Here is a 22,087-nt window from a genome sequence, read left to right on the forward strand (position 1 = left end):
GGAACGGACCATGACGACACTCGGCGCACTCGTGATCCTGTATCACCCGAGCGATGCACAGCTCGACGCGCTGCGCGGATGGCGGCACGCGTGCGACGCGCTGCTCGTCGTCGACAACACGCCGCAGCCCGATATGCGGGCCCGCGCGCTGTGCGCGCGCGAAGGTATCGCGTGGCTGCATCACGGCAATCGCGGCGGTATCGCGGGCGCGTACAACGCGGGGCTCGCGGCGCTGTTTCGCGACCGCGTCGACGCGGTCGCGCTGTTCGACCAGGATTCGTCGGTGCCGGCCGCGTATTTCCCGACGATGCGCGAGATCTGCGCGGCGCGCGCGGGGCGTGCGTTCATGGCCGGCCCGCGCATCTTCGACGAGAACGCGCGCAGTTTCCTGCCCGAACTCGCGACGAACGGCATCGGCTTGCGCCGCCTGCGCATCGAAGCGGGCACGCCGATGCAGCGCTGCGCATTCCTGATCTCGTCGGGCTGCGTCGTGTCGCGCGATGCGTTCGCCGTGCTCGGCCGCTTCGACGAGACGCTGTTCATCGATCACGTCGACACCGAATACAGTTTCCGCGCACTGTCGCGCAACGTGCCGCTCTATGTCGTGCCGTCGCTGGTGCTGCCGCACCGGATCGGCGCGAAACGGCGACATGCGATCGGTCCTTTCCAAATGACGTCGATGAATCACTCGTGGCAACGGCGCTACTACAGCGCACGCAATGCGGTGCAGCTCGGGATGCAGTACGGGCTGCGCTTTCCGGTGGCGCTCGTGCCGAACCTGCTGACCGTGTGGCAGGTCGTGCAGATCGCGCTTGTCGAGCGCGACAAGCGCGCGAAGCTAGCGGGCATCCTGTTCGGCGTCGCGGACGGCCTGTTCGGCCGGCTCGGCCCGCTCGAGCGCACGCGGCCGCGTCTGGCCGCGCGGGCGCAGCGCGTTCGGCAGGGGTGAGGCGCGATGCGGCGTATGACGAAACTCGCGAGGATGAAGGGCCGCGCAACGATCGCGGCGGCGGCCGTGCTGCTGGCGTTGGGCGGATGCGTGCCGTCGGGCTTCCTGCCTTCGCTGTCGCTGCGCGCGCCGGCCGACGATGCGCTTGCGCGCACGGCCGGCGCCGGCGCCGGCGCGAACGGCGCGTGGCCGGCGCCCGATTGGGTGAAACAGCTACAGGATCCGCAACTCGACGACCTGGTCGCCGAGGCGTCGCAGCACAATCCCGATCTGCAGGTCGCGCAGGCGCGGCTGCGGATCGCGCAGGCGCAGCTTCAGCAGTTCGATTCGCTGACGGGTTTGACGGGCACGGCCGGCGCGATGATCAGCCGCGCGCGGATGCCGAAGCCCGGCGATATCGCCGACGTCACGGCCGGCGGCTATCGCGTGCCGGTGCAGATCTTCGGCGATCCGAACGTGTCGCCGTCGTCGATCTTCGTCGGGCTGAACTATCAGCTCGACCTGTGGGGCAAGAACCGCGCGGCGACGAAGAGCCTGCTGTCGTTGCGCGACGCGGCCGGCGTCGAGGCAGAACAGGCGCGGCTCACGCTCGCCGTCGCGATCGTCACCGTGTATTGCCAGCTCGACCAGGCGTACGCGGTGCGCGACCTGTTGCAGCAGAAACTGAAGATCAGCCAGCGCGTGACGGCCGTGCTGCGCGAGCGCACCGCGCGCGGCCTCGACAACGCGTACGACGCGAGCGATGCGTCGATCAAGCGCAGCCGCCTGCTCGAGCAGATCGCGCTGAACGACGAGCAGATCAAGCTCGCGCAATTGCAACTCGGCGTGCTGTCCGGCCGCGGCCCGGAGCGCGGGCTCGCGCTGCAGCGGCCGCGCGTCGGCGCGTTCGCGGGCGGCGCGCTGCCGGCGCGGCTACCGGCCGACCTGCTCGGCCGCCGGCCCGACATCGTCGCCGCGCGGCTGCGGGTCGAAGCCGCGTTCGCGAATGCCGACTCGACGCGCGCGCAGTTCTATCCGGACGTGAATCTCGTGGCGCTCGGCGGCTTGTTCGCGTTGACGCCCGCGTCGCTGTTCTCGCGCGATTCGCTTGCGGGCTCCGTCGGCCCCGCGATCTCGCTGCCGATCTTCGATCGCGGCCGGCTGAAGGCGAAGCTCGGCGCAGACATCGCGCAGGCCGACGTCGCGATCGGGTTGTACAACAAGACCGTCGACGATGCGCTCGGGCAGGTCGCGCAACTCGTCACGTCGCTGCAGACGTCGCAGACGCTCGTCGCGCAGCAGCAGGACGCGGTCGCGGCCGCGCAGAAGATCGTGCAGATCGCGGCGGATCGGCATCGGCGCGGCGTGCTGATGCAGAAGGACGTCGATGTCGCTGATCTCACGCTGATCGACGAGCGCGCGCAGATGATCGCGTTGCTCGGCAAGCAACGGACGCTGCGGGTCGGGTTGATCGGCGCGCTGGGCGGCGGCTTCGATGCGGGCGGCGGGGCGTCGGCGCCCGCTTCGGCATCGATGCCGGCCGTTCATCAAGCGCGCGGCGGCGCGGCGAAGCGAGGACCGGCGACGACGGCGGCGACCTTGAGCCGGGCGACCGCGACGGCGGCGCCGCCCGATGCGCGTTCGGCGGCCGGGACCGCGCGGCAGGCTGCCGGATCCGGCAGCACGTCGACCGACGGTGTCGCATCGCGCGATGCGGCGGCCCGTACGTCGAATGCAGCCGCGGCGAGCAACGACCCGGTGCGCCGCGGCGTGCCCGATCCGACTCGTACCGCGTCCGCGAGCTCGGCGGCCAACCAACCCGGCACGCCGGCCATTCCGCTGTTTCAGCATGACCGCCTGATCGTTACGCAAAGCGACTGATGCATCACGACAACCTTCATACCGCCGCGCCGCCGGCCGCACTCGACGGCGATCCGACTCTCGACGCGCGCCGCGCGACGCGCCGCAAGCGCTTCATGGTGTTCTTCGCGATCGTGCTCGCGGCCGCGCTCGCATGGCTCGCGTTCTGGCTTTTGAGCCAGCGTTACTACGAAGACACCGACGACGCGTATGTCGCGGGCAGCATCGTGCAGGTCGCCGCACAGATTCCGGGCACCGTGACCGACGTGCTGGCCGCCGATACGCAGACGGTGCGCGCTGGGCAGCCACTCGTGCGGCTCGACGATGCCGAGGCGTCGGTCGCGTTCGCGCAGGCGAAGGCGCAACTCGTGCAGGCCGTGCGGCAGGTCGCGAACGCGAAGATTTCGAACACGATGTACGTCGAAGCGGTGAACGCCCGGCGGGCCGACCTGCAGCTCGCGCAACGCGCGCTGGCCGCGCGATCGGGCGCGTCGGTCGAGATCGTCGCGCCCGAGGAACTGGCGCGCGCCCGCGCGGCGGTAGCCGGCGCGCAGGCCAACCTGGCGGCCGCGCAGGCGCAGCTCGATGCGGCGCGTGCGCTCGGCACTCGGCTGCCCGTCGACGAGAGCCCGGCCGTCGTGCAGGCGGCCGCGCAGTTCAAGCTCGCGTACCGGAACCTGAAGCGCACGACGATCGTCGCGCCGGTCGACGGCACGGTCGGGCAGCGCTCGGTGCAGGTCGGCCAGCAGGTCGGGCCCGGCGTGCCGCTGCTGTCGATCGTGCAGTTGAACCGGTTGTGGATCGACGCGAATTTCAAGGAAGGGCAGATCCGCCACATGCGCATCGGGCAGCCGGTCGAGGTCGTGTCGGATCTCTACGGCTCGCGCGTCGTCTATCGCGGCCGCGTGCAGGGATTTTCGGCGGGCACGGGCAGCGCGTTCTCGATGCTGCCGTCGCAGAATGCCGCCGGCAACTGGATCAAGGTCGTGCAGCGCGTGCCGGTTGTGATCGCGATCGATCCGCGCGATCTCGCCGCGCATCCGCTGCGGGTCGGGCTGTCGATGCGCGCGACGGTCGACACGCACGATCGCAACGGCCACGCACTCGACAGCGAGCCGCCGACGCCGGCGGTCAGCACGCGCGTGCACGACGGCGTGGCGAGCGAGGCCGAGGCAGCCGCTGCGGCGATCATTCGGGAGAATCGGGGAGGGTAGCGGCAGGGTAGCGGCGCGGCTCGTCGTGCATCGCCGCCGATGCGGGGGAACGAACGAGCGCGTCGTCGTTCCCCCGCGCGCAGGCGGTCACATTCCCTCCCCGCCTGCGCCGGGTCATGGTCAGAAGAACGCGAACTGGCCGCCGATCAGCGGCACCTGCGCCGCGTCGCCGGACGCCGTGTTGCCCTTCATCGACGTCATCGCGAAGCCCGCGAGCCCGCCGTAGCGCTGGCCGTAGCCCGGCGTGTAAGCGATCCGGCTGGTGGTCGACGATGCTTGCGTGGTCCCGAAGTCGGTGCCCACGATGCCGCCGAGCGTGGCGTTCAGGCCGCCGCTTACGGTGCCGGACGACGACGATCGGTCGATCGTGCCGCCGTTGAGGCCGACCAGGCCGCCGATCTTCGCGCGTGCGCCGCCGCTGACGCTGCCGCTTGCGTCGGACAGCACGATCGAGCCGCGCGTGTGGTTGCCGACGAGCCCGCCCGCATTGCTGTCGGCGCCGGCGGAAACGGCGCCTTGCGCATGCGACGAGGCGACCGTACCGATGTTGCGGCCGATCAGGCCGCCGGCGTCGCTATTGGCGAGAACCGATACCTTGCCGGACGCGTTGCCGTACTCGACGTGGCCGCTGTTCATGCCGACGAGGCCGCCTGCGGTGCCGTTCGCGCCGACGGAAGCGTTGCCGGATGCGCTGGACCTCGACACGCGACCGTTGTTGCGGCCGACGAGCCCGCCCGCCGTCGCATCGTTGCCCGCGACGGTGACCGTACCCGTGGTGTTCGATTTGTCGATCGTACCGGTGGCGGCGTTGATGCCGACGAGGCCGCCCGCCGTGCCGCGCGCACCGCTTGCGACGTCGCCGCTCGCGCGCGATGCGGCGATCGTGCCCGCGTTGATGCCGACCAGCGCGCCGACGGTGCTTGCCGCGCCGGCAGCGACGCGGCCGGACGCGCCGGATCCGCGAACCGTGCCGTCATTGCGCCCGACGAGGCCGCCGACGGCCGTGCTGGTGCCCGCGACGTAGACCTGCCCGGTGCTCGTCGAATCGAGAACGTCGCCGGTGTTGATGCCGACAAGGCCGCCGATTCCGTTGGACCCGTTGTCGGGCAGCGTGCCCGCGGCGCCGATGGAGACGCTTGCGTCGGCGCGGCTGCGCGAGATCGTCGCTGTGTCGAGCCGGCTGTCCGGCGACGTGATGTTTTCGCCGACGAGCCCGCCGAGTGCAGTCGTGAAGCGGTCGCCCTGCACGCGGCCCGACACCGACGCGCGATCGATCGTGCCGCTCAGATTCAGGCCGACGAGGCCGCCGGCGACGTTGGTCGGCGAGCCGCCGCTCGTCACCGACACGTTGCGCGCGTGCACGTTCGATAGCGTGCCCTGCACGTTCGCGCCCACCAGCGTACCGACCATCGCGGGGCCTCGGCTGTAGTTCGCCGTGCCGCGTGCCGATACCGAATCGAGCGTCAGGTTCGCGATCGTGCCGACGTTGGACGCGAACAGGCCGACGAGCGGTCCGTTGTTGTAGACCGAGAACCCCGAGATGGTGTTGCCGAGGCCGTCGAACGTGCCGGCGAACGCCGTGTCGCCGCCGATGCTGCGGAACGCGCCGCTGCCCTTGATCGTATTGCCGAGCACGTAGCGGCCTTTCAGGTTCGCATCGACCGCACGCAGTTGTTCGACGTTGTGGATCACGCGATAGGCGTGCCCGTTTGCGCTGAACGACGCATTCGCGCCCGACAGCGTGACGGCTGCATTGTCGTTCAACACATGGCCGTTGCCCGAGTTCAGCGGGAGCGCGGCGTTCGCGCCGGTCAGCGCGAGCGGGCCGTCGATGTCGATACGCTTCGCGGCGTCGACCGCCAGTCCCGCACGGTCGCCGTGCGCATTCAACGCGCGTTGCAGCTTCACGTTGCCGAGCTGCGATGCGAGCGACAGCGTGTGGTCGCTGCTCCAGTCGACCGCGCCGTCGGCCGACAGGTCGCCTGCCGTGCTGGTCAATGCGACGTCGGTCGTGCCGAGGTTGCGCGACAGCGTAGCCGCGCCGATCGTTGCGTTCGCATCGTCGGCGACGCGCGCGTTGGCCGTGTCGATCTTCCACGTGCCCGAGCGGCCGTTCGCACCGCGCGTGTCGACCGTGGCATCGTTGGCAACGCGGACGTTCGTGCCGCGCGTCGCAATTTCGCCGCCGTTGCCGGCCGTGGCGCTCGCGTCGAGCGTGCCGCCGGCCAGCACCGTGCCGCCGTCGAGCGTGATGCGCCCGCCGTGGCTGTTCAGCCCGCGCGCCTCGATGGTGCCGGTGTTGTTGACCACTGCGCCGAGCAGATCGCCCGCGGCGCGGGCGGTCATCAGCACGTCGCCGCCGTCGGCCTTCAGCAGGCCGCCGTTGCTTGCCTGCGCGTCGACGGCGCCGCCTTCGACCTGTACGCTGAGCAGGTCGCTGCCGTCGAAGTTGACCTTGAATGCGTTGCCGGCGCCGAGCGCGACGCGGCCCATCTTCGCCTGGATCACGCCGGTGTTGGACACGCGCGCGCCGAGCAGCGCGACGCTGCCGCCGTCGGCCGCGGTGATGTTGCCGGCGTTGGCGACGGTCGCGGCGGACGAGCCGGCGAAGCGATAGTTGCCGGCGAGGAAGTCGGCGTCGGACAGGTTCTGCGTGGACGCGACGAGGCTGCCGACGTTGACCTGCGAGCCGGCGCCGAACATCACGCCGTTCGGGTTGACGAGGAACACCTTGCCGTTGGCGTCGATGCGGCCGTCGATCTGGCTGCCGCGCGAGCCGATCACGCGGTTCAGCGCGATGGACGAACTGCCGGGCTGGTGGAACGACACGCGTTCGCCGCCGGCGACGCCGAAGTCCTGCCAGTTGGTGATGAGCTTGTCGGAATGCTGATTGATGGACATCGTCTTGCCGTCGGCGGACGTGGCGATGTCGGCGTGGCCGGCGACGACGGCCTGACCGGTGGGCAATGCGTGTGCGGGCAGCGCGGCGAGGCCGAGCAGCGACACGGCGCCGGCCGCGACGAGCGTGCTGTCGCCGGCTTTACCGCGTCGGCGCGCGGTTTCCCCGACCGCGTTCCAGCACGCCTGAGCGTGATTCCACACCAATGCATAGGTCTTGTTCATTGTTATCCTCGATAACGGAGTTGTTGGAGTCGATCAGTGAAACGAACTGACCGGTTGCGAAGCGGATCGATCTTCCGCTTCATGCGGCGGACGGTCATGCTGCCCGCCGCCGGGTTGCCGGCCCGCGGCGCCGCCGGGCCGGCGATCGGCGCCGGGCGACTCAGAAATACTGGGTCGCCTGAAGCCAGACACTTGGCGAGCGCGTGCTCGCGGCCGCGTCGTCGGACCTGCCGAACGGTCGCGACCACGCGACGTTGACCTGCCGGCTCGCGCCGTACCAGCCGACGCCGAGCCCTGCCGACGACAGCTGCAGCGTGTTGCGCTCCCGGTTCCACGGCTGCTTGTTGACCTGTACGCGCCCGGTATCGACGAAGGTGCTGACCTGCCAGCCGGGCGCGGCGAGATAGCGCAGTTCCGCGCTCGCCTGCCAGCCCTGATCGCCGCTGCCCGCGCCGAGCGCGTACCCGCGTACCCCATACGGGCCGCCGAGGCTGAATTTTTCCGTCGAGTCGAGATTGCGCGATGTGAGTTGTGCGCTGAGCTGCACGTAGAGCTGCAAGCGCGCAGTGATGGCTTGAAGCCGTACCGCACTGACGTTCAGCTTCGCGAACCGGCCGTGCGTTTTCGCGAACCGATTCGATCCGAGCGGATCGTTGCCGCTCATCCGGCCGATGCCGAGCGTCACGGATGCGCTGCTGCGTCCGCCGCCGAACCAGTCGTCCTGATTGCTGCCGGTGATGCTGAAAGAACCGATCTGGATGCGCTTCGCGCCATGCACGTCGAATGCGTTGTAGTCGTCGTGCAACTGCTTGTTTTCAAACAGGAACTGCGCGCTGACGTTCGCGCGGCGGCTGCGCAGCAGCGGTTGCGTGACGAACGCGCTTTGCACCGATGCACGGCCGTGATAGTCGAGATCGTCGAAGCTGCCGCCGACCCGGTATCGCATGTCGGAGTGCGCGACGCCGAGCCGCGTCGACGCCGGGCCGACAGGCAACTGGTATGCCACGCGGTAATAGCGCTGGCGCGCGTCGCTGACCAGCCCGCGCAGCGTGAACTGATCGCCGATACGCAGCGGCGCGTTGACGTCGACGCTGCCGGTGGCGCGATAACGGCCGGTGAGCGTGTCGCCATAGTTGTCGAGATCGACGGAGCCGGACGCGAGCGGGCCGGGTTCGACGTCGACGGAGAGATCGGTGGTGCCGGTTTCGGCACCGGGGCGCAGCGTGCCTTTCGCGGCGACGCCTGGCAGATCGTCGAGGAGCAGCAGGCTGCGCTCGAGCGCGTCGCCTTGCACGGCGTCGCCGGGCCGGAGGCCGGCGAGCGGCCGGCGCAGGACGCCGTCCAGCACGCGCGAGCGGTTGTTCAGTTCGACGGTGCCGTAACGGCCTTCGCTCACGTCGATCCGCACGGTGCCGCCGTCGATGTCCTACTGCGGCAGGTAGGCGCGCGCGAGCACGTAGCCGTGTTCGCGGTAATACGCGGAGATCCGGTCGGCGGCTTGCCGGAGTTCGTCGAAGCTCAGTTCGCGGCCGACGAGATCCGCGAGAAGCGGTTGCAGCCGGTCGGCGCCGAACGCACGATTGCCGCCGATCGCGAATGCCTGCACCCGTACGCGCGGCCCGGCGTCGTCGCCGGGCGGCGGCGGCTTCGTGTCGGGCGGCGGCGGGATGGCGAGATCGGGCGGCGAGTCGGCGGGAAGGGCAGGGCGTGTGGCCTCGATGTCACGCATCGATTGCCCGGCGCTGGGCGGCAGCGCGTGCGCAATGCCCGGCATCGACAGCACGGCGCCGATGCACCAGACTGGGAGCCCCGCCCATTGAGCCGGGCAACCGGTGCGGGCGGCGCGATGCCGTGGACGAGACGTGCCGTGTAACGGGAGCGGCCGGCCCGAGATCGCCGATGCGGCAGCGGTATCGGAATCGGCGTGGTGTGAGTTGCTGTGGATGGGACGAATTTTCACCCTCGACGGATTGGCGCGCCGATAGCGCGTTGAGCGTCGGGGATACTACGGAGCGTGGCCGCGTTTTGATATTGGATGAGTACTAGGCCAACTGTGTTATCGATTTGTCTTGTCAGATTTTGTCGAAAACGGGGCGCGCCGGGCCGGATCTGTGTGCAGGCGTATCCCGGGGCGCCGATGTCGGCTCGGATCAAACGCATGTCGCGTTTGAGACATCGGCCCCCCTGCCTCCCGGACTACTCTCGAACAGCACGTTGCGCGTGCGCCGCAAGGGCCGGCGCGCCGCGACGCCATCCAACGAGACATGGAGACAATAGGATGAGCAGCAATCGAGGTGTCGTCTATCTTGGGCCGGGCCAGGTCGAAGTCCAGAAAATCGATTATCCGAAGATGGTCGACCCCAGCGGCCGCGCGATCGGCCACGGCGTGATCCTGAAAGTGGTCAGCACGAACATCTGCGGCTCCGACCAGCACATGGTGCGCGGCCGTACGACCGCGCCGGTCGGCCTCGTGCTCGGTCACGAGATCACCGGCGAAGTGATCGAAGTGGGCCCGGACGTCGAGACGCTGAAGATCGGCGATCTCGTGTCGGTGCCGTTCAACGTCGCATGCGGCCGCTGCGCGATGTGCAAGGACACGCATACGGGCGTATGCCTGAACGTGAACCCGTCGCGGGCCGGCGGCGCGTACGGCTACGTCGACATGGGCGGCTGGATCGGCGGCCAAGCCGAATACGTGCTCGTGCCGTATGCCGATTTCAACCTGCTGAAATTCCCGGATCGCGATCAGGCGATGGCGAAGATCCGCGATCTGACCTGCCTGTCCGACATTCTGCCGACCGGTTATCACGGCGCGGTGAGCGCGGGCGTGAAGCCCGGTTCGACGGTCTACATCGCGGGCGCGGGCCCGGTCGGGATGGCGGCGGCCGCGTCGGCGCGCCTGCTCGGCGCGGCCGTGACGATCGTCGGCGACATGAACGCGGAGCGCCTCGCGCACGCACGGGCGATGGGCTTCGAGACGGTCGACCTGTCGAAGGACGCGTCGCTCGGCGAGCAGATCGAACAGATCCTCGGCGTGCCGGAGATCGACTGCGCGGTCGATTGCGTCGGCTTTGAGGCGCACGGCCACGGCTCGTCGGGCCATTCGGAGGAAGCGCCCGCGACGGTGCTGAACTCGCTGATGGAAATCACGCGCCCGGCCGGCGCGATCGGCATCCCGGGCCTGTACGTGACGGACGATCCGGGCGCGAAGGACAAGGCCGCACAGCACGGCAGCCTGAGCATCCGCTTCGGCCTCGGCTGGGCGAAATCGCATTCGTTCTTCACGGGCCAGACGCCGGTGCTGAAGTACAACCGCAACCTGATGCAGGCGATCCTGTTCGACCGGCTGCCGATCGCGAAGATCGTCAACGTCGAAGTGATTTCGCTCGACCAGGCGCCGGAAGGCTACAAGAAGTTCGACGGCGGCGCGCCGCGCAAATTCGTCATCGACCCGCACGGGTTACTGGCGGCGTGATGCGCTAGCGTTCGACACGCGCGACACGAAGCGGGCGGTGCCGGAAACGGGCCGCCCGTTTTCGTTGCGGGAGCGAAGGCGGGGGAGGCAATGCGGCGAGCGGACGCGCCCCAGATGGCGGCCAGGGTCACGAGCTGCAGTGCATTCATCGACGGACTCCGGTGGACCGAGCGGCCGGCGTGCGATATGCGCCGGCGCGGGCGAATGCCCCATTGAACGTCATGCGTCCGTCGCGACACAAACGAGGTTTTGTGACGGGCGGTTTAGAAAGTTGAATCGACGGGCGCGCGAGCCTGGAGCGCGCTCAGTGGCCGCGATAGAGCTTCGCGATTTCGGCGTTGCTGGCCGCGGCGCGGCGGGTCCGCCCGGTGTGCAGGCTGACGCGGCGGATCGCGTGCGTGCGATGGGCGACGTCGCGGCCGCCTTTCCAGTCGGCCACGCGGACTGCGCCGGTGCGCATGCGGTCGGGTGCGCGCAACGACGGCGCGGCTTGCGCAACCGCCATCCTGCGCGCGGGTTTGCTGGCGAGCGGGGCGGCCGGTTGCGGATTGGCCTGTGGCGGATCGACTGCCACCCGTGTTTCATCGGTCGAATGAAACGGGTAGACGGGTGCCGGCACGACCGGTATCAATGGCTCGTTCGACGCTTGAAGTACGGCTTCGGTCGCGACGGCGGCCGGCGCGGCGGATCCGCGACAAGCGGGATCGGCCTTGCAGGTCTGGTCGACCGTCACGTAGCCGCCGACCAGCAGCACGAGCGTGAGAATGCTCAGGATCGGCGCGCTCGATGCGCGCGGCCGCTGGGAAGCCGCGTTGCGCAGCGCGCGGGCGACGCGCGACGACCATGTATGGAACGACCGCGGCGCATGCGCGGCACGCGCGTCGGCCGGCGTGCGGCGAATCGGTTCGAACGGCCAGTTCCACTGACCGCAAACGGGGCAATGCTCGAGCGCGCGGAACGCCACGAAACCGCATTCGCGGCAGCGGCAGCACGTCGCGTGCCGCGATTCGGCGCGCGCGTTCAGCACGGCACGCCAGGCATCGCGCGCACGGACGCTTCGGTTGGGCAGGACACGCATGTCAGCGACCGACGGACGCTATCGTCGGGCTACACATAGGCGGTCGTTCGCATGCGATGTTCATCATTTGCTCCGAGAGACCCCGCCATTGATGGCGGGAAGGAAAGGCGTGCGGTTGACAGGCAGGTTCTTCCACTGGTTAGGATCATCTGCATGATTCTTGTCTACCGCTACCGGGTGAAGTCGCTCAACGGACTGCTCAACAAGCAGAGCCGTGCGGTGAACAGAACCAGGATGGCGAAGAGCGTCTACGACGCGTCCTGGTCGTCGTTCCGAAACAAGCTCCGCTACAAAGCGATCGCGCACGGAGCCATGTTCGAGAAAGTCGACGAAAGCGGTTCTACCCAGTCCTGTTCGGCGTGCGGGTCGAAAGACAGCACGGCGCGGCCGAAAGGTATCGCGGGACTGAGAATAAGAGAGTGGACCTGCAGTGACTGTGGTGTCGAGCATGATCGAGATACCAACGCTGCGCTGAACATTCTCCGATGCGGACGTGCATCGCCAGGTGTGGGAATCCTCTCCTTTTAGGGAGAGGAGGACGTCAAGTGATTCTCCATAACATCGGACGCGTGGAACCCTTTCGTTCGCGGCTGCCTGCCGCTTCATTTTTGGTCGTTCGCGCGTGAAACGCAAGGCGCATGTCGCGCGTCGCGTGGCGCACGTTTCGTGCCGCCCGTCTCATGCTAGCTGCCGTGCCGCTGCCGGGACGCGAGCGTGCCCAGTGTCTCCAGCGCACGCTCGACGGCCGGTGTCCACGGACGCCCGTAGTTGAGCCGCAGATAGCGGCGGAAGCCGCCGGTGGCGGAAAAGATCGGCCCGGGCGCGATGCTGACGCCGTTTTCCATCGCATCGCCGAACAGGTGCATCGCGTCCATGTGCGGCGGCAGTTCGATCCACAGAAAATACCCGCCGCGCGGTGCGAACACTTCGGTGTCGGCCGGAAAATACGCGCGCACGGCCGAGAGCATCTGCGCCTGGTGCGCGGCGAGATTGCGTCGCAGCTTGCGCAGGAAACGGTCGTATGCGCCGTCGCGCAGGTAGCTCGAAATCGCCATCTGCGCCGGTACGTCGGCGGCCGGCGCGCTCGCGCTCTTGGCCTGGCGGATCTGCCGCACGAAGCGGCCGGCCGCGACCCAGCCGATCCGGAATCCCGGCGCGAGACATTTCGAGAACGACCCGCAATGCAGGACGAGCCCGCTGTCGTCATACAGTTTCGCGGGCCGCGTGGGGGCCGTGCCGAACTGCAGTTCGCCATACACGTCGTCCTCGATCAGCGGCACGCCGCGCGACGCGAGCAGGTCGATCAGCGCGCGCTTGCGCTCGTCGGTCAGCGTCGCGCCGGTCGGGTTGTGGAATGACGTCATGAACCAGCACGCGCGCACCGGATGCGTGTCGAGCGCCTCGGCGAGCGCGTCGAGGTCGAGGCCGGTGCGCGGGTCGACCGGAATCTCGACGGCCTTCAGGTGCAGGCACTGGACGGCTTGCAGCACCGCGTGGAAGGCCGGCCGTTCGATCGCGACGATGTCGCCCGGGCGCGTCAGCGCCTGCAGGCTGAGCGTCAGCGCTTCGGTCGCCCCCGTCGTGATGACGATTTCCTCCAGCGGCAACGACCCGCCCGCGCTCAGATAGCGCAACGCGATCTGGCGGCGCAACGCTTCGTTACCGGGCGGCAGGCCCGCGAGCAGTTTCGTGCGGTCCATGTTGCGGGCGGCCGACGCCACGTAACGCCACAGGCTGCTCATCGGGAACAGCGAATAGCTTGCGAACGCCGAGCCGAGCGGCACGATGTCGTCGCACTTGAGCGAGTCGAGCAGGCGGAACAGCGCATCGTCGTCGCCGGTTTGCGCGGCGCCCGGCTTGCGCGGCGGATCGCGGCCGAATCGCACGTGCTTGTCCGCGGCATTCGCAACGAAATAACCGGAGCGCGCCCGCGCGACGATCAGACCCTCGCTTTCGAGCGCGTAATACGCACGAAACACGGTGGACGGGCTGACGCGATACGCGCGGCATGCCGCGCGCACGGTGGGAATGCGCGCGCCGGGCGCCAGGTCGCCGCGCCGGATCGCGTCGGCAATCGTCTGCGCCAGCACCGCATAACGCTTCATGCGTGTCCTCCCGGCGTTGGACCCAGATGACAAAGAGTAGTACGGCAGCCGTCACGTGCAAGCGCGCCCTAAATCGCTGATCCGTATGTTTTAAGCGCGCTCTGATCCTTTTCTTTCGTCTGACCAGAAGGCACACTGCCGCAAGTTTTGTTCCCGATGTCCGACCGATACGGAATTCACGCTGCCCGACGGCGGATCCGTGACGCCCGCGCGTGCCGCGCGGGTCCTCGTCAGCGGCGTCCTTACCCTTACCCGGAAGCATCCAGCGTGAAATTGAAGACCCTCGTCACGGGCCTCGTGGCCGGCATCGCCCTCAATCTGGTCAGCGGCGTGGCCGCCGCAGCCTGCGTCAACAACCCCGCCGCCCAGCCGAACGCGACGTTTCCCGCCGCGCTGACCGGCAAGCTCGTCTATCACAGCTACGTCAAGTACGGCGACGGCACGAGCCAGCTGTTCCTGTACGATTTTTCGGCCCATACGCTGACGCAACTCAGCAAGAGCGCGTGGGGCATCACCGATCCGATGAACGGCGTGTTCAGCCCCGACGGCAAATGGCTCGCGTTCATGGGCATCCGCAACGGCGCATGGAACGTGTTCATGCTGCAGCTCGGCGCCGGCACGCCGCCCGTCAACATGACGAACAGCACGGGCGCCACCCGTAACGAAGACCCGAAGTTCAGCGCGGACGGCAAGACGCTCGTGTTCAAGCAGAACGGCGACGTCAAGCAGGCGACGCTGTCGTACACGAGCGCGGGCCCGGTATTCACGTCGGTCGTGAGCCTGACGAATGCGCCGGCAGGCGCCGAATACTCGATGCCGTTCCTCGCGCCGGACGCGAGCGCCGTGTATTACGCGACGGGCACCGGCTCGAACATGGGGCTGATGAAGCGCACGATCGCGACCGGGGCGACCGCCGTGTTCGATCGTCCGGCCGGGTTGCAGACGTACTACCCGATCGTGCGTGCGGACGGCATGGTGTACTACGCCCGCTGGAAGGACAGCGGCGGAGCCGACCAGATCTATGCGAAGACGGCCGACCCGGCGTCGACGCCGAGTGCGCTGGCGCTCAACGACTGCATGAGCAACAACTCGGACCCGGCGCCTGTCAGTGGTACGAATTACCTGTTTTTCTCGTCGACGACGGCGGGCGGCTATCAGCTCTACGTCGGCGACGTGACGACCGGCCAGCGCTGGAGCCTGTCGCAGTTCGGCGTGAATGCGGACACGACGAAGGCCAAGCTCGGGGCGAACTACTACGGCGGCCCGTCCGCCAAGCAGTTGACGCTGCTGTCGCAAGGGCGTCCGGCCGCCGCATCGGCGAGCTACAATGCGTCGCTGACGGCCGACAAGGCGTTCGACGGCAACACGACGAGCACGCGCTGGGATTCGCCGGAGGGGACGGGCGTCGATCCGCAATGGCTCTCCGTCGATCTCGGTGCGACGAAAACGATCAGCAGCATCGACCTGTACTGGGATGCGGGCGCGCTCGTCTACCAGATCCAGACGTCGAACGACAACGCGATCTGGACGACGATCTATTCGACGAACAACGGCGTGTCGTACGGGCACGTGACGTTGCCGAACCTGAACGGGCAGGGGCGTTACGTGCGGATGCTCGGCACGAAGCGGGCGACGCAGTGGGGGTACTCGCTCGATGAAATGCAGGTGTGGGGATCGTAAGCGCAAACGCAAACGGAAAAGCGGCCTTCGAGGCCGCTTTTTTTTGCTTCAGATAGTCCGCGCTTCACGCATGCAGCAGATGCGTCGGAAACGCTGGCCCGGCCGCCGCCGCGCCCTGCGCGAGCGGCGCAACCTGTTTGCGGCGCTCGCGGGTCGGCGCGACGCCGAACGCGTCGCGATAGCTCTTGCTGAAGTGGCATGCCGACTGGAAGCCGCACGCCATCGTGATGTGCATGATCGACATGTCGGTCTGCAGCAGCAGCTCGCGCGCACGGCGCAGCCGCAGCGTCAGGTAGTAGTGCGTCGGCGTCATCCCGAGATGCTCGCGGAACAGGCGCTGCAACTGCCGTTGCGACATGTTCGCGAGCCGCGCGAGTTCCTCGCGCGACAGCGGCTCCTCGATGTTGTTCTCCATTAGCGAGATCACTTCGAACAGCGACTTGTTCGCCGAGCCGAGGCGTGCGACGAGCGGCATGCGCTGCTGCGCGCTCGTGTCGCGCACGTGTTCGACGATGAACTGCTCGGCGATCTGCGTGACGCGCGCGGTGCCGACGCGCGCGGCGATCAGGTTCAGCATCATGTCGAGCGGTGCGACGCCGCCCGTGCACGTGATGCGATCGCGGTCGATCACGAACAGTTCCTTCAGGAAGCGCGTGTCCGGAAACTCTTCCTTCAGCGCCGACATGTTCTCCCAGTGGATCGCGCACGCATAGCCCGCGAGCAGCCCCGACTTCGCGAGTGCATAGGTGCCCGTGCACAGGCTGCCGAGCGGCAGCCCCGAGCGCGCGAAGCGGCGCAGCGTCGACAGATGGGCAGGCGTGGTCGCGCGCTGCACGTCGACGCCGCCGCACACGAACACGATGTCGGGCTGCCCCACGCATTCGGCCGGCCCCGTGTCGACCGTGAGGCCGTTGCTCGCCGTGACCGGGCCGCCGTCCGGACTGATCACCGACCAGCGGTAGAGCGGCTGGCCGCTCAGATAGTTCGCCATCCGAAGCACCTCGATCGCATTGGTGAACGCGATCATCGTGAAGTTCGGTAAAGGCATGAACGCGAAGTGGGACAGCGACGCTGTGCGGTCGGGCGACATGGGGAGCGTTCCTTGAATCTCTAATAGCTTTTGGCCCGGGGCACGGATCGGGCTGCGATATTGTGTGAGCGAGTGCAACAAGCGTGCCATACGGCTAAACCCTAGCTCCATACGTTGTCTGGGCATCGGGCGGTTGCTGCGCTGCACCGTATCCGGGAGACGCCGCACTCGAACGTGCGGCAAACGCACTGCCGGTGTGCGTGTCCATAGGTGAACCGCCCACACCGTTTTCGGGCGGTCGACCCGAAAAGCACGACCGGTCACTTGTATAAAACGGACGCGCATGGCGGAAAAGGCAAAGAACGCGTCTAAATTCATCAATCCGCCGAAAATCCGAACGACAAGAATAGAGCCGTCGGCAGCCTTGCACTGGACGCGCGGGAATCCCAGGCACGGCGGCCCTTGAGCTTCGGTTGCAGCCCTTTATTCTTCGTCACGGACGCACTATGTCGAATACCCAGCCTTTCTTCTCGCAGCCCCTTGCCGAGCGCGACGCGCCGGTGCGCAGCGCCATCCTGAAGGAACTTGAGCGTCAGCAGTCGCAGGTCGAGCTGATCGCGTCGGAAAACATCGTGTCGCGCGCCGTGCTCGAGGCGCAGGGCTCGGTATTGACCAACAAGTATGCGGAAGGCTATCCCGGCAAGCGCTACTACGGCGGCTGCGAATTCGCCGATGAAGTCGAGGCGCTCGCGATCGACCGCGTGAAGCAGATCTTCAACGCCGGCTATGCGAACGTGCAGCCGCACTCGGGCGCGCAGGCGAACGGTTCGGTGATGCTCGCGCTGGCCAAGCCGGGCGACACCGTGCTCGGCATGTCGCTCGACGCGGGCGGCCATCTGACGCACGGCGCAAAGCCGGCGCTGTCGGGCAAGTGGTTCAACGCCGTCCAGTACGGCGTGAATCGCGACACGCTGCGCATCGATTACGACCAGGTCGAGGCGCTCGCCCACGAGCACAAGCCGAGCCTCATCATCGCCGGCTTCTCGGCGTACCCACGCGCGCTCGACTTCGCGCGCTTTCGCGCGATTGCCGACAGCGTCGGCGCGAAGCTGATGGTCGACATGGCGCACATCGCGGGCGTGATCGCCGCCGGCCGCCACGCGAACCCGGTCGAGCACGCGCACGTCGTCACGTCGACCACGCACAAGACGCTGCGCGGCCCGCGCGGCGGCTTCGTGCTGACCAACGACGAGGAGATCGCGAAGAAGATCAACTCGGCCGTGTTCCCCGGCCTGCAGGGCGGCCCGCTGATGCACGTGATCGCCGGCAAGGCGGTAGCGTTCGGCGAAGTGCTGCATGCGGACTTCAAGACCTACATCGACAACGTGCTCGCGAACGCACAGGCGCTCGGCGAAGTGCTGAAGGCCGGCGGCGTCGATCTCGTCACGGGCGGCACCGACAATCACCTGCTGCTGGTCGACCTGCGCCCGAAGGGCCTGAAGGGCGCGCCGGTCGAGCAGGCGCTGGAACGCGCGGGCATCACCTGCAACAAGAACGGCATCCCGTTCGACACCGAGAAGCCGACCGTCACGTCGGGCATCCGTCTCGGCACGCCGGCGGGCACGACGCGCGGCTTCGGCGTCGCCGAGTTCCGCGAGATCGGCCGCCTGATCCTCGAAGTGTTCGACGCGCTGCGCGCGAATCCGGAAGGCGATCCGGCGACCGAACAGCGCGTGCGCCGCGAGATTTTCGCGCTCTGCGAGCGCTTCCCGATCTACTGATCGACCCCACCAGAACAGTCACACGAGCGAGAGCAGATATGAGCACGCTGCATCAGGACAGCATCATCATCGACGGACTGAACATCTCGAAGTTCGAGAAGCCGGTGTTCGAGGACATGCGAAAGGGCGGCATCACGGCCGCGAACTGCACGGTGTCGGTGTGGGAGAACTTCGCCAAGACCGTCGACAACATCGGCGTGATGAAGAAGAAGATCCGCGACAACGGCGAGCTGCTGACGCTCGTGCGCACGACGGACGACATCTTCCGCGCGAAGAAGGAAGGCAAGACCGGGATCATCCTCGGCTTCCAGAACGCGCATGCGTTCGAGGACAACCTCGGCTACATCGAGGCGTTCGCCGACATGGGCGTGCGCGTCGTGCAGCTTTGCTACAACACGCAGAACCTGGTCGGCACCGGCTGCTACGAGCGCGACGGCGGGCTGTCGGACTTCGGCCGCGAAGTGATCACCGAGATGAACCGCGTCGGCATCATGGTCGACCTGTCGCATGTGGGCGGCAACACGTCGTCGGAAGCGATCGCATTCTCGAAGAAGCCGGTGTGCTACTCGCACTGCCTGCCGTCGGGCCTGAAGGAGCATCCGCGCAACAAGAGCGACGCGCAGCTGAAGGAGATCGCCGATGCGGGCGGCTTCGTCGGCGTGACGATGTTCGCGCCGTTCCTGAAGCGCGGGATCGAAGCGAACATCGACGACTACATCGAGGCGATCGACTACGTCGTGAACCTGATCGGCGAGGATGCGGTGGGCATCGGCACGGACTTCACGCAGGACTATGCGAAGGAGTTCTTCGACATGCTCACGCACGACAAGGGCCGCTATCGCCAGCTGACGAACTTTGGCAAGGTGATCAACCCGGAAGGTATCCGCACGATCGGCGAATTCCCGAACCTGACCGCCGCGATGGAGCGTCACGGCTGGAAGGAATCGCGGATCGGCAAGATCATGGGCGAGAACTGGGTGCGCGTGTTCAAGGACGTGTGGGGCGCGTAAGCGCCACGTTCGCCGAACCGCCCCCGCGTTTCAACATAAAAAAATCGGGACGTGCCCGCGCTTGCCGCGCGGGCACGCGGACGATGTCGCGCCTGCGCACTGAGCCGCGCGGCCAATTTCCTCACGGAGTCACCACGATGCAACCGCAACTGCCGATCAACGTCGATCCCGATACCGGCGTCTGGACCACCGACGCGCTGCCGATGCTGTACGTGCCGCGCCACTTCTTCACGAACAACCACGTCGCCGTCGAGGAAGCGCTCGGCGTCGAAGCGTATGCCGAGATCCTCTACAAGGCCGGCTACAAGTCCGCGTACCACTGGTGCGACAAGGAAGCGAAGCAGCACGGCCTGACCGGCATGGCCGTGTTCGAGCACTACCTGAAGCGCCTGTCGCAACGCGGCTGGGGCCTGTTCTCAATCATCGAGGCCGATCCGGCCGCCGCCCGCGCGAAGATCGAACTTCGCCACTCGTCGTTCGTGCTCCAGCAGCCGGGCAAGGAAGGAAAGCTCTGCTACATGTTCGCGGGCTGGTTCGCGGGCGCGATGGACTGGGTCAACGACACGACGCCGGAAGGCAAGAACGCGCCGCGCGCGCAATCGAAGGAAGTGCAGTGTGCGGCCGAGCATCACGACCACTGCGTCTTCGAAGTGTCGCCGATCGCGCACTGATGCATTGATGCACTGAAACATATAAACACCCGCAACACGAGACATTCGAACGCCAGAGGTCGCCTGCGATGCGTTATCCCCACCTGTTCAAACCCATGCAGCTGAACCAGCTGACGCTGCGCAACCGGATCGTCAGCACCGCGCACGCGGAGGTGTATGCCGAGCCGGGCGGCCTGCCGGGCGACCGCTATATCCGCTACTACGAAGAAAAGGCGAAGGGTGGCGTCGGCCTGGCCATCTGCGGCGGCTCGAGCCCGGTCTCGATCGACAGTCCGCAAGGCTGGTGGAAATCGGTGAACCTGTCGACCGACAAGATCATCGATCCGCTCACGCGCCTGGCCGACACGATGCACAAGCACGGCGCGAAGATCATGATCCAGGCGACGCACATGGGCCGCCGCTCGTCGTTCCACGGCGAGCACTGGCCGCACCTGATGTCGCCGTCGGGCGTGCGCGAGCCCGTGCACCGCGGCAACGCGAAGATCATCGAGATCGAGGAAATCCGCCGCATCATCGGCGATTTCGCGGCGGCCGCGAAGCGCGTGAAGGCGGCCGGCATGGACGGCATCGAAATCTCCGCCGCGCACCAGCACCTGATCGACCAGTTCTGGAGCAAGCGTTCGAACCATCGCACCGACGAATGGGGCGGCAGCCTCGAAAACCGCCTGCGCTTCGGCATCGAAGTGCTGACGGCCGTGCGCGAGGCGGTCGGCAAGGACTTCTGCGTCGGCCTGCGCATGTGCGGCGACGAATTCCACGAGGACGGCCTCGATCACGAGGCGCTGAAGGAAATCGCGCAGGCGATGTCGGAGACGGGCCTGATCGACTACCTGAGCGTGGTCGGATCGGGCGGCGACACGCACAACACGATCGCGAACTGCATGCCGCCGATGGCGTTGCCGCCGGAGCCGTTCGTGCATCTCGCGGCCGGCATCAAGTCGGTCGTGAAGATTCCGGTGATGCACGCGCAGAGCATCCGCGATGCGGGCCAGGCCGAGCGCCTGCTCGCGAACGGCATGATCGACCTGGTCGGCATGACGCGCGCGCAGATCGCCGATCCGCACATGGTGATCAAGATCCGCGACGGCCGCGAGGACGAAATCAAGCAGTGCGTCGGCGCGAACTACTGTATCGACCGCCAGTACAACGGCCTCGACGTGCTGTGCATCCAGAACGCGGCGACGTCGCGCGAAGCGACGATGCCGCACATCATCGAGAAGTCGCGCGGCCCGAAGCGCAAGGTCGTGGTGGTCGGCGCCGGCCCCGCGGGGCTCGAGGCTGCTCGCGTCGCGAAGCTGCGCGGCCACGACGTCGTGTTGTTCGAGAAGAACGCGGAAGTGGGCGGCCAGGTGATGATCGCCGCGAAGGCGCCGCAGCGCGAGCAGATGTCGGGGATCATCCGCTGGTTCGACATGGAAACGAAGCGTCTGGGCGTCGACCGGCGTCTCGGCGTGGCCGCCGACGAGAAGATGATTATGGCCGAGAAGCCGGACATCGTCGTGCTCGCGACGGGCGGCTCGAGCTTCACGTGGCAGGTGCCGGCGTGGGGCGTGGCCGAAGGCCTCGCCGTCAGCTCGTGGGACATCCTGACCGGCAAGGTCGAGCCGAAGCAGAACGTGCTGCTGTTCGACGGCGTGAGCACGCATGCGGGTGCGGGCGTGGCCGACTTCATGGCGAGCCGCGGCTCGAAGGTCGAGGTCGTCACGCCGGACGTGAAGGTGGCCGACGACTGCGGCGGCACGACGTTCCCGATCTTCTATCGCCGGCTGTACGCATTCGGCGTGATCCCGACGCCGAATACGATGCTCGATCGCGTCTATGAAGAGAACGGCAAGATGATCGCCGTGCTGCGCAACGAATACACGGAAGAGCTGGAAGAGCGCGCGGTCGATCAGGTGGTGATCGAAAACGGTTCGTCGCCGAACGACGAACTGTACTGGAAGCTCAAGCCGGAATCGGTGAACCGCGGCCAGATCGATCCGCACACGCTGTTCGCGGCCGAGCCGCAGCCGTGCCTGTCGGAAGAACTCGGCAACGGCCGTTTCCTGCTGTTCCGTGTCGGCGACTGCATTTCGATGCACAACGTCCACGGGGCCATCTACGACTCGCTGCGTCTCGTGAAGGATTTCTAA

The 22,087-nt window shown here is 67.4% G+C and carries 15 protein-coding genes and 1 pseudogene; 10 read left to right on the forward strand and 6 right to left on the reverse strand.

What is annotated here, in order from left to right; translation table 11 throughout:
• Positions 1 to 10: 10 nt before the first annotated feature.
• The 3 genes from WT24_RS02565 to WT24_RS02575 are packed head-to-tail and all read left to right on the forward strand — an operon-like array spanning position 11 to position 4,002.
• A complete protein-coding gene (locus WT24_RS02565; protein ID WP_060030999.1) occupies positions 11 to 949 on the forward strand; it encodes a glycosyltransferase family 2 protein in 939 nt (312 codons plus the stop codon).
• A 6-nt stretch (positions 950 to 955) separates the two neighbouring features.
• Positions 956 to 2,809, forward strand: a complete 1,854-nt coding sequence (locus tag WT24_RS02570; RefSeq protein WP_060031002.1) for an efflux transporter outer membrane subunit — start codon at positions 956 to 958, stop codon at positions 2,807 to 2,809.
• Positions 2,809 to 4,002 carry an efflux RND transporter periplasmic adaptor subunit gene (locus WT24_RS02575; protein WP_060031005.1) on the forward strand — a complete coding sequence of 398 codons (1,194 nt, stop codon included), beginning with the start codon at positions 2,809 to 2,811 and terminating at the stop codon, positions 4,000 to 4,002. Before WT24_RS02570 ends, WT24_RS02575 begins: the two co-directional genes overlap by 1 nt.
• Positions 4,003 to 4,122: 120 nt before the next feature.
• Here WT24_RS02575 and WT24_RS02580 read toward each other — a convergent pair whose 3' ends face one another.
• The 3 genes from WT24_RS02580 to WT24_RS35570 form a co-directional block, all read right to left on the reverse strand.
• The gene (locus WT24_RS02580) at positions 4,123 to 7,125 is read right to left on the reverse strand and encodes a filamentous hemagglutinin N-terminal domain-containing protein (RefSeq protein WP_060031008.1); all 3,003 of its coding nucleotides are present in this window, start codon (positions 7,123 to 7,125) and stop codon (positions 4,123 to 4,125) included.
• Between the two features lie 160 nt (positions 7,126 to 7,285).
• A complete protein-coding gene (locus WT24_RS02585) occupies positions 7,286 to 8,521 on the reverse strand; it encodes a ShlB/FhaC/HecB family hemolysin secretion/activation protein (RefSeq protein ID WP_306453329.1) in 1,236 nt (411 codons plus the stop codon).
• Between the two features lie 30 nt (positions 8,522 to 8,551).
• Positions 8,552 to 8,854: a POTRA domain-containing protein gene (locus tag WT24_RS35570; RefSeq protein ID WP_306453330.1), complete on the reverse strand. Its 303-nt coding sequence runs from the start codon at positions 8,852 to 8,854 to the stop codon at positions 8,552 to 8,554.
• 549 nt (positions 8,855 to 9,403) lie between these two features.
• On the opposite strand from WT24_RS35570, the gene fdhA reads away from it, so the two are divergent.
• Positions 9,404 to 10,600 carry a formaldehyde dehydrogenase, glutathione-independent gene (fdhA, locus tag WT24_RS02590; RefSeq protein ID WP_059502288.1) on the forward strand — a complete coding sequence of 399 codons (1,197 nt, stop codon included), beginning with the start codon at positions 9,404 to 9,406 and terminating at the stop codon, positions 10,598 to 10,600.
• Between the two features lie 304 nt (positions 10,601 to 10,904).
• Here fdhA and WT24_RS02595 read toward each other — a convergent pair whose 3' ends face one another.
• The gene (locus WT24_RS02595; RefSeq protein ID WP_060031012.1) at positions 10,905 to 11,678 is read right to left on the reverse strand and encodes a hypothetical protein; all 774 of its coding nucleotides are present in this window, start codon (positions 11,676 to 11,678) and stop codon (positions 10,905 to 10,907) included.
• Between the two features lie 222 nt (positions 11,679 to 11,900).
• On the opposite strand from WT24_RS02595, the pseudogene WT24_RS32010 reads away from it, so the two are divergent.
• Positions 11,901 to 12,206: pseudogene (locus tag WT24_RS32010) on the forward strand (zinc ribbon domain-containing protein); the annotation flags it as partial.
• 155 nt (positions 12,207 to 12,361) lie between these two features.
• On the opposite strand, the gene WT24_RS02600 reads toward WT24_RS32010, so the two are convergent.
• On the reverse strand, positions 12,362 to 13,783 hold the full coding sequence (locus tag WT24_RS02600) for a PLP-dependent aminotransferase family protein (protein ID WP_060031015.1): 1,422 nt from the start codon (positions 13,781 to 13,783) through the stop codon (positions 12,362 to 12,364).
• Positions 13,784 to 14,050: 267 nt separating this feature from the next.
• Between WT24_RS02600 and WT24_RS02605 the strand changes: the two genes are divergently transcribed.
• On the forward strand, positions 14,051 to 15,463 hold the full coding sequence (locus tag WT24_RS02605) for a discoidin domain-containing protein (protein ID WP_060031018.1): 1,413 nt from the start codon (positions 14,051 to 14,053) through the stop codon (positions 15,461 to 15,463).
• Positions 15,464 to 15,527: 64 nt separating this feature from the next.
• Here WT24_RS02605 and WT24_RS02610 read toward each other — a convergent pair whose 3' ends face one another.
• Positions 15,528 to 16,643: a GlxA family transcriptional regulator gene (locus WT24_RS02610; RefSeq protein WP_080747627.1), complete on the reverse strand. Its 1,116-nt coding sequence runs from the start codon at positions 16,641 to 16,643 to the stop codon at positions 15,528 to 15,530.
• Positions 16,644 to 16,999: 356 nt separating this feature from the next.
• Here WT24_RS02610 and WT24_RS02615 point away from each other — a divergent pair, with 356 nt between their 5' ends.
• The 4 genes from WT24_RS02615 (at position 17,000) to WT24_RS02630 (ending at position 22,087) form a co-directional block, all read left to right on the forward strand.
• On the forward strand, positions 17,000 to 18,274 hold the full coding sequence (locus tag WT24_RS02615; protein WP_059502295.1) for a serine hydroxymethyltransferase: 1,275 nt from the start codon (positions 17,000 to 17,002) through the stop codon (positions 18,272 to 18,274).
• A 38-nt stretch (positions 18,275 to 18,312) separates the two neighbouring features.
• Positions 18,313 to 19,284, forward strand: a complete 972-nt coding sequence (locus WT24_RS02620) for a dipeptidase (RefSeq protein ID WP_060031022.1) — start codon at positions 18,313 to 18,315, stop codon at positions 19,282 to 19,284.
• A gap of 137 nt (positions 19,285 to 19,421) precedes the next feature.
• On the forward strand, positions 19,422 to 19,955 hold the full coding sequence (locus WT24_RS02625) for a DUF5943 domain-containing protein (RefSeq protein ID WP_060031025.1): 534 nt from the start codon (positions 19,422 to 19,424) through the stop codon (positions 19,953 to 19,955).
• 68 nt (positions 19,956 to 20,023) lie between these two features.
• Positions 20,024 to 22,087, forward strand: a complete 2,064-nt coding sequence (locus tag WT24_RS02630) for an NADH:flavin oxidoreductase (RefSeq protein WP_006488987.1) — start codon at positions 20,024 to 20,026, stop codon at positions 22,085 to 22,087.

The sequence above is a fragment of the Burkholderia sp. MSMB1078WGS genome (assembly GCF_001528895.1).
Lineage (GTDB): Bacteria > Pseudomonadota > Gammaproteobacteria > Burkholderiales > Burkholderiaceae > Burkholderia.

What these genes read in the sequence shown, in the direction of transcription:
- WT24_RS02630 (WP_006488987.1), top strand. Translation starts at nt 20,024, where the DNA reads ATGCGTTATCCCCACCTGTTCAAACCCATGCAGCTGAACCAGCTGACG.
- WT24_RS02580 (WP_060031008.1), bottom strand. Translation starts at nt 7,125, where the DNA reads ATGAACAAGACCTATGCATTGGTGTGGAATCACGCTCAGGCGTGCTGG.
- WT24_RS02625 (WP_060031025.1), top strand. Translation starts at nt 19,422, where the DNA reads ATGCAACCGCAACTGCCGATCAACGTCGATCCCGATACCGGCGTCTGG.
- WT24_RS02595 (WP_060031012.1), bottom strand. Translation starts at nt 11,678, where the DNA reads ATGCGTGTCCTGCCCAACCGAAGCGTCCGTGCGCGCGATGCCTGGCGT.
- WT24_RS35570 (WP_306453330.1), bottom strand. Translation starts at nt 8,854, where the DNA reads ATGCGTGACATCGAGGCCACACGCCCTGCCCTTCCCGCCGACTCGCCG.
- fdhA (WP_059502288.1), top strand. Translation starts at nt 9,404, where the DNA reads ATGAGCAGCAATCGAGGTGTCGTCTATCTTGGGCCGGGCCAGGTCGAA.
- WT24_RS02620 (WP_060031022.1), top strand. Translation starts at nt 18,313, where the DNA reads ATGAGCACGCTGCATCAGGACAGCATCATCATCGACGGACTGAACATC.
- WT24_RS02615 (WP_059502295.1), top strand. Translation starts at nt 17,000, where the DNA reads ATGTCGAATACCCAGCCTTTCTTCTCGCAGCCCCTTGCCGAGCGCGAC.
- WT24_RS02575 (WP_060031005.1), top strand. Translation starts at nt 2,809, where the DNA reads ATGCATCACGACAACCTTCATACCGCCGCGCCGCCGGCCGCACTCGAC.
- WT24_RS02610 (WP_080747627.1), bottom strand. Translation starts at nt 16,643, where the DNA reads ATGGCACGCTTGTTGCACTCGCTCACACAATATCGCAGCCCGATCCGT.
- WT24_RS02570 (WP_060031002.1), top strand. Translation starts at nt 956, where the DNA reads ATGCGGCGTATGACGAAACTCGCGAGGATGAAGGGCCGCGCAACGATC.
- WT24_RS02600 (WP_060031015.1), bottom strand. Translation starts at nt 13,783, where the DNA reads ATGAAGCGTTATGCGGTGCTGGCGCAGACGATTGCCGACGCGATCCGG.
- WT24_RS02565 (WP_060030999.1), top strand. Translation starts at nt 11, where the DNA reads ATGACGACACTCGGCGCACTCGTGATCCTGTATCACCCGAGCGATGCA.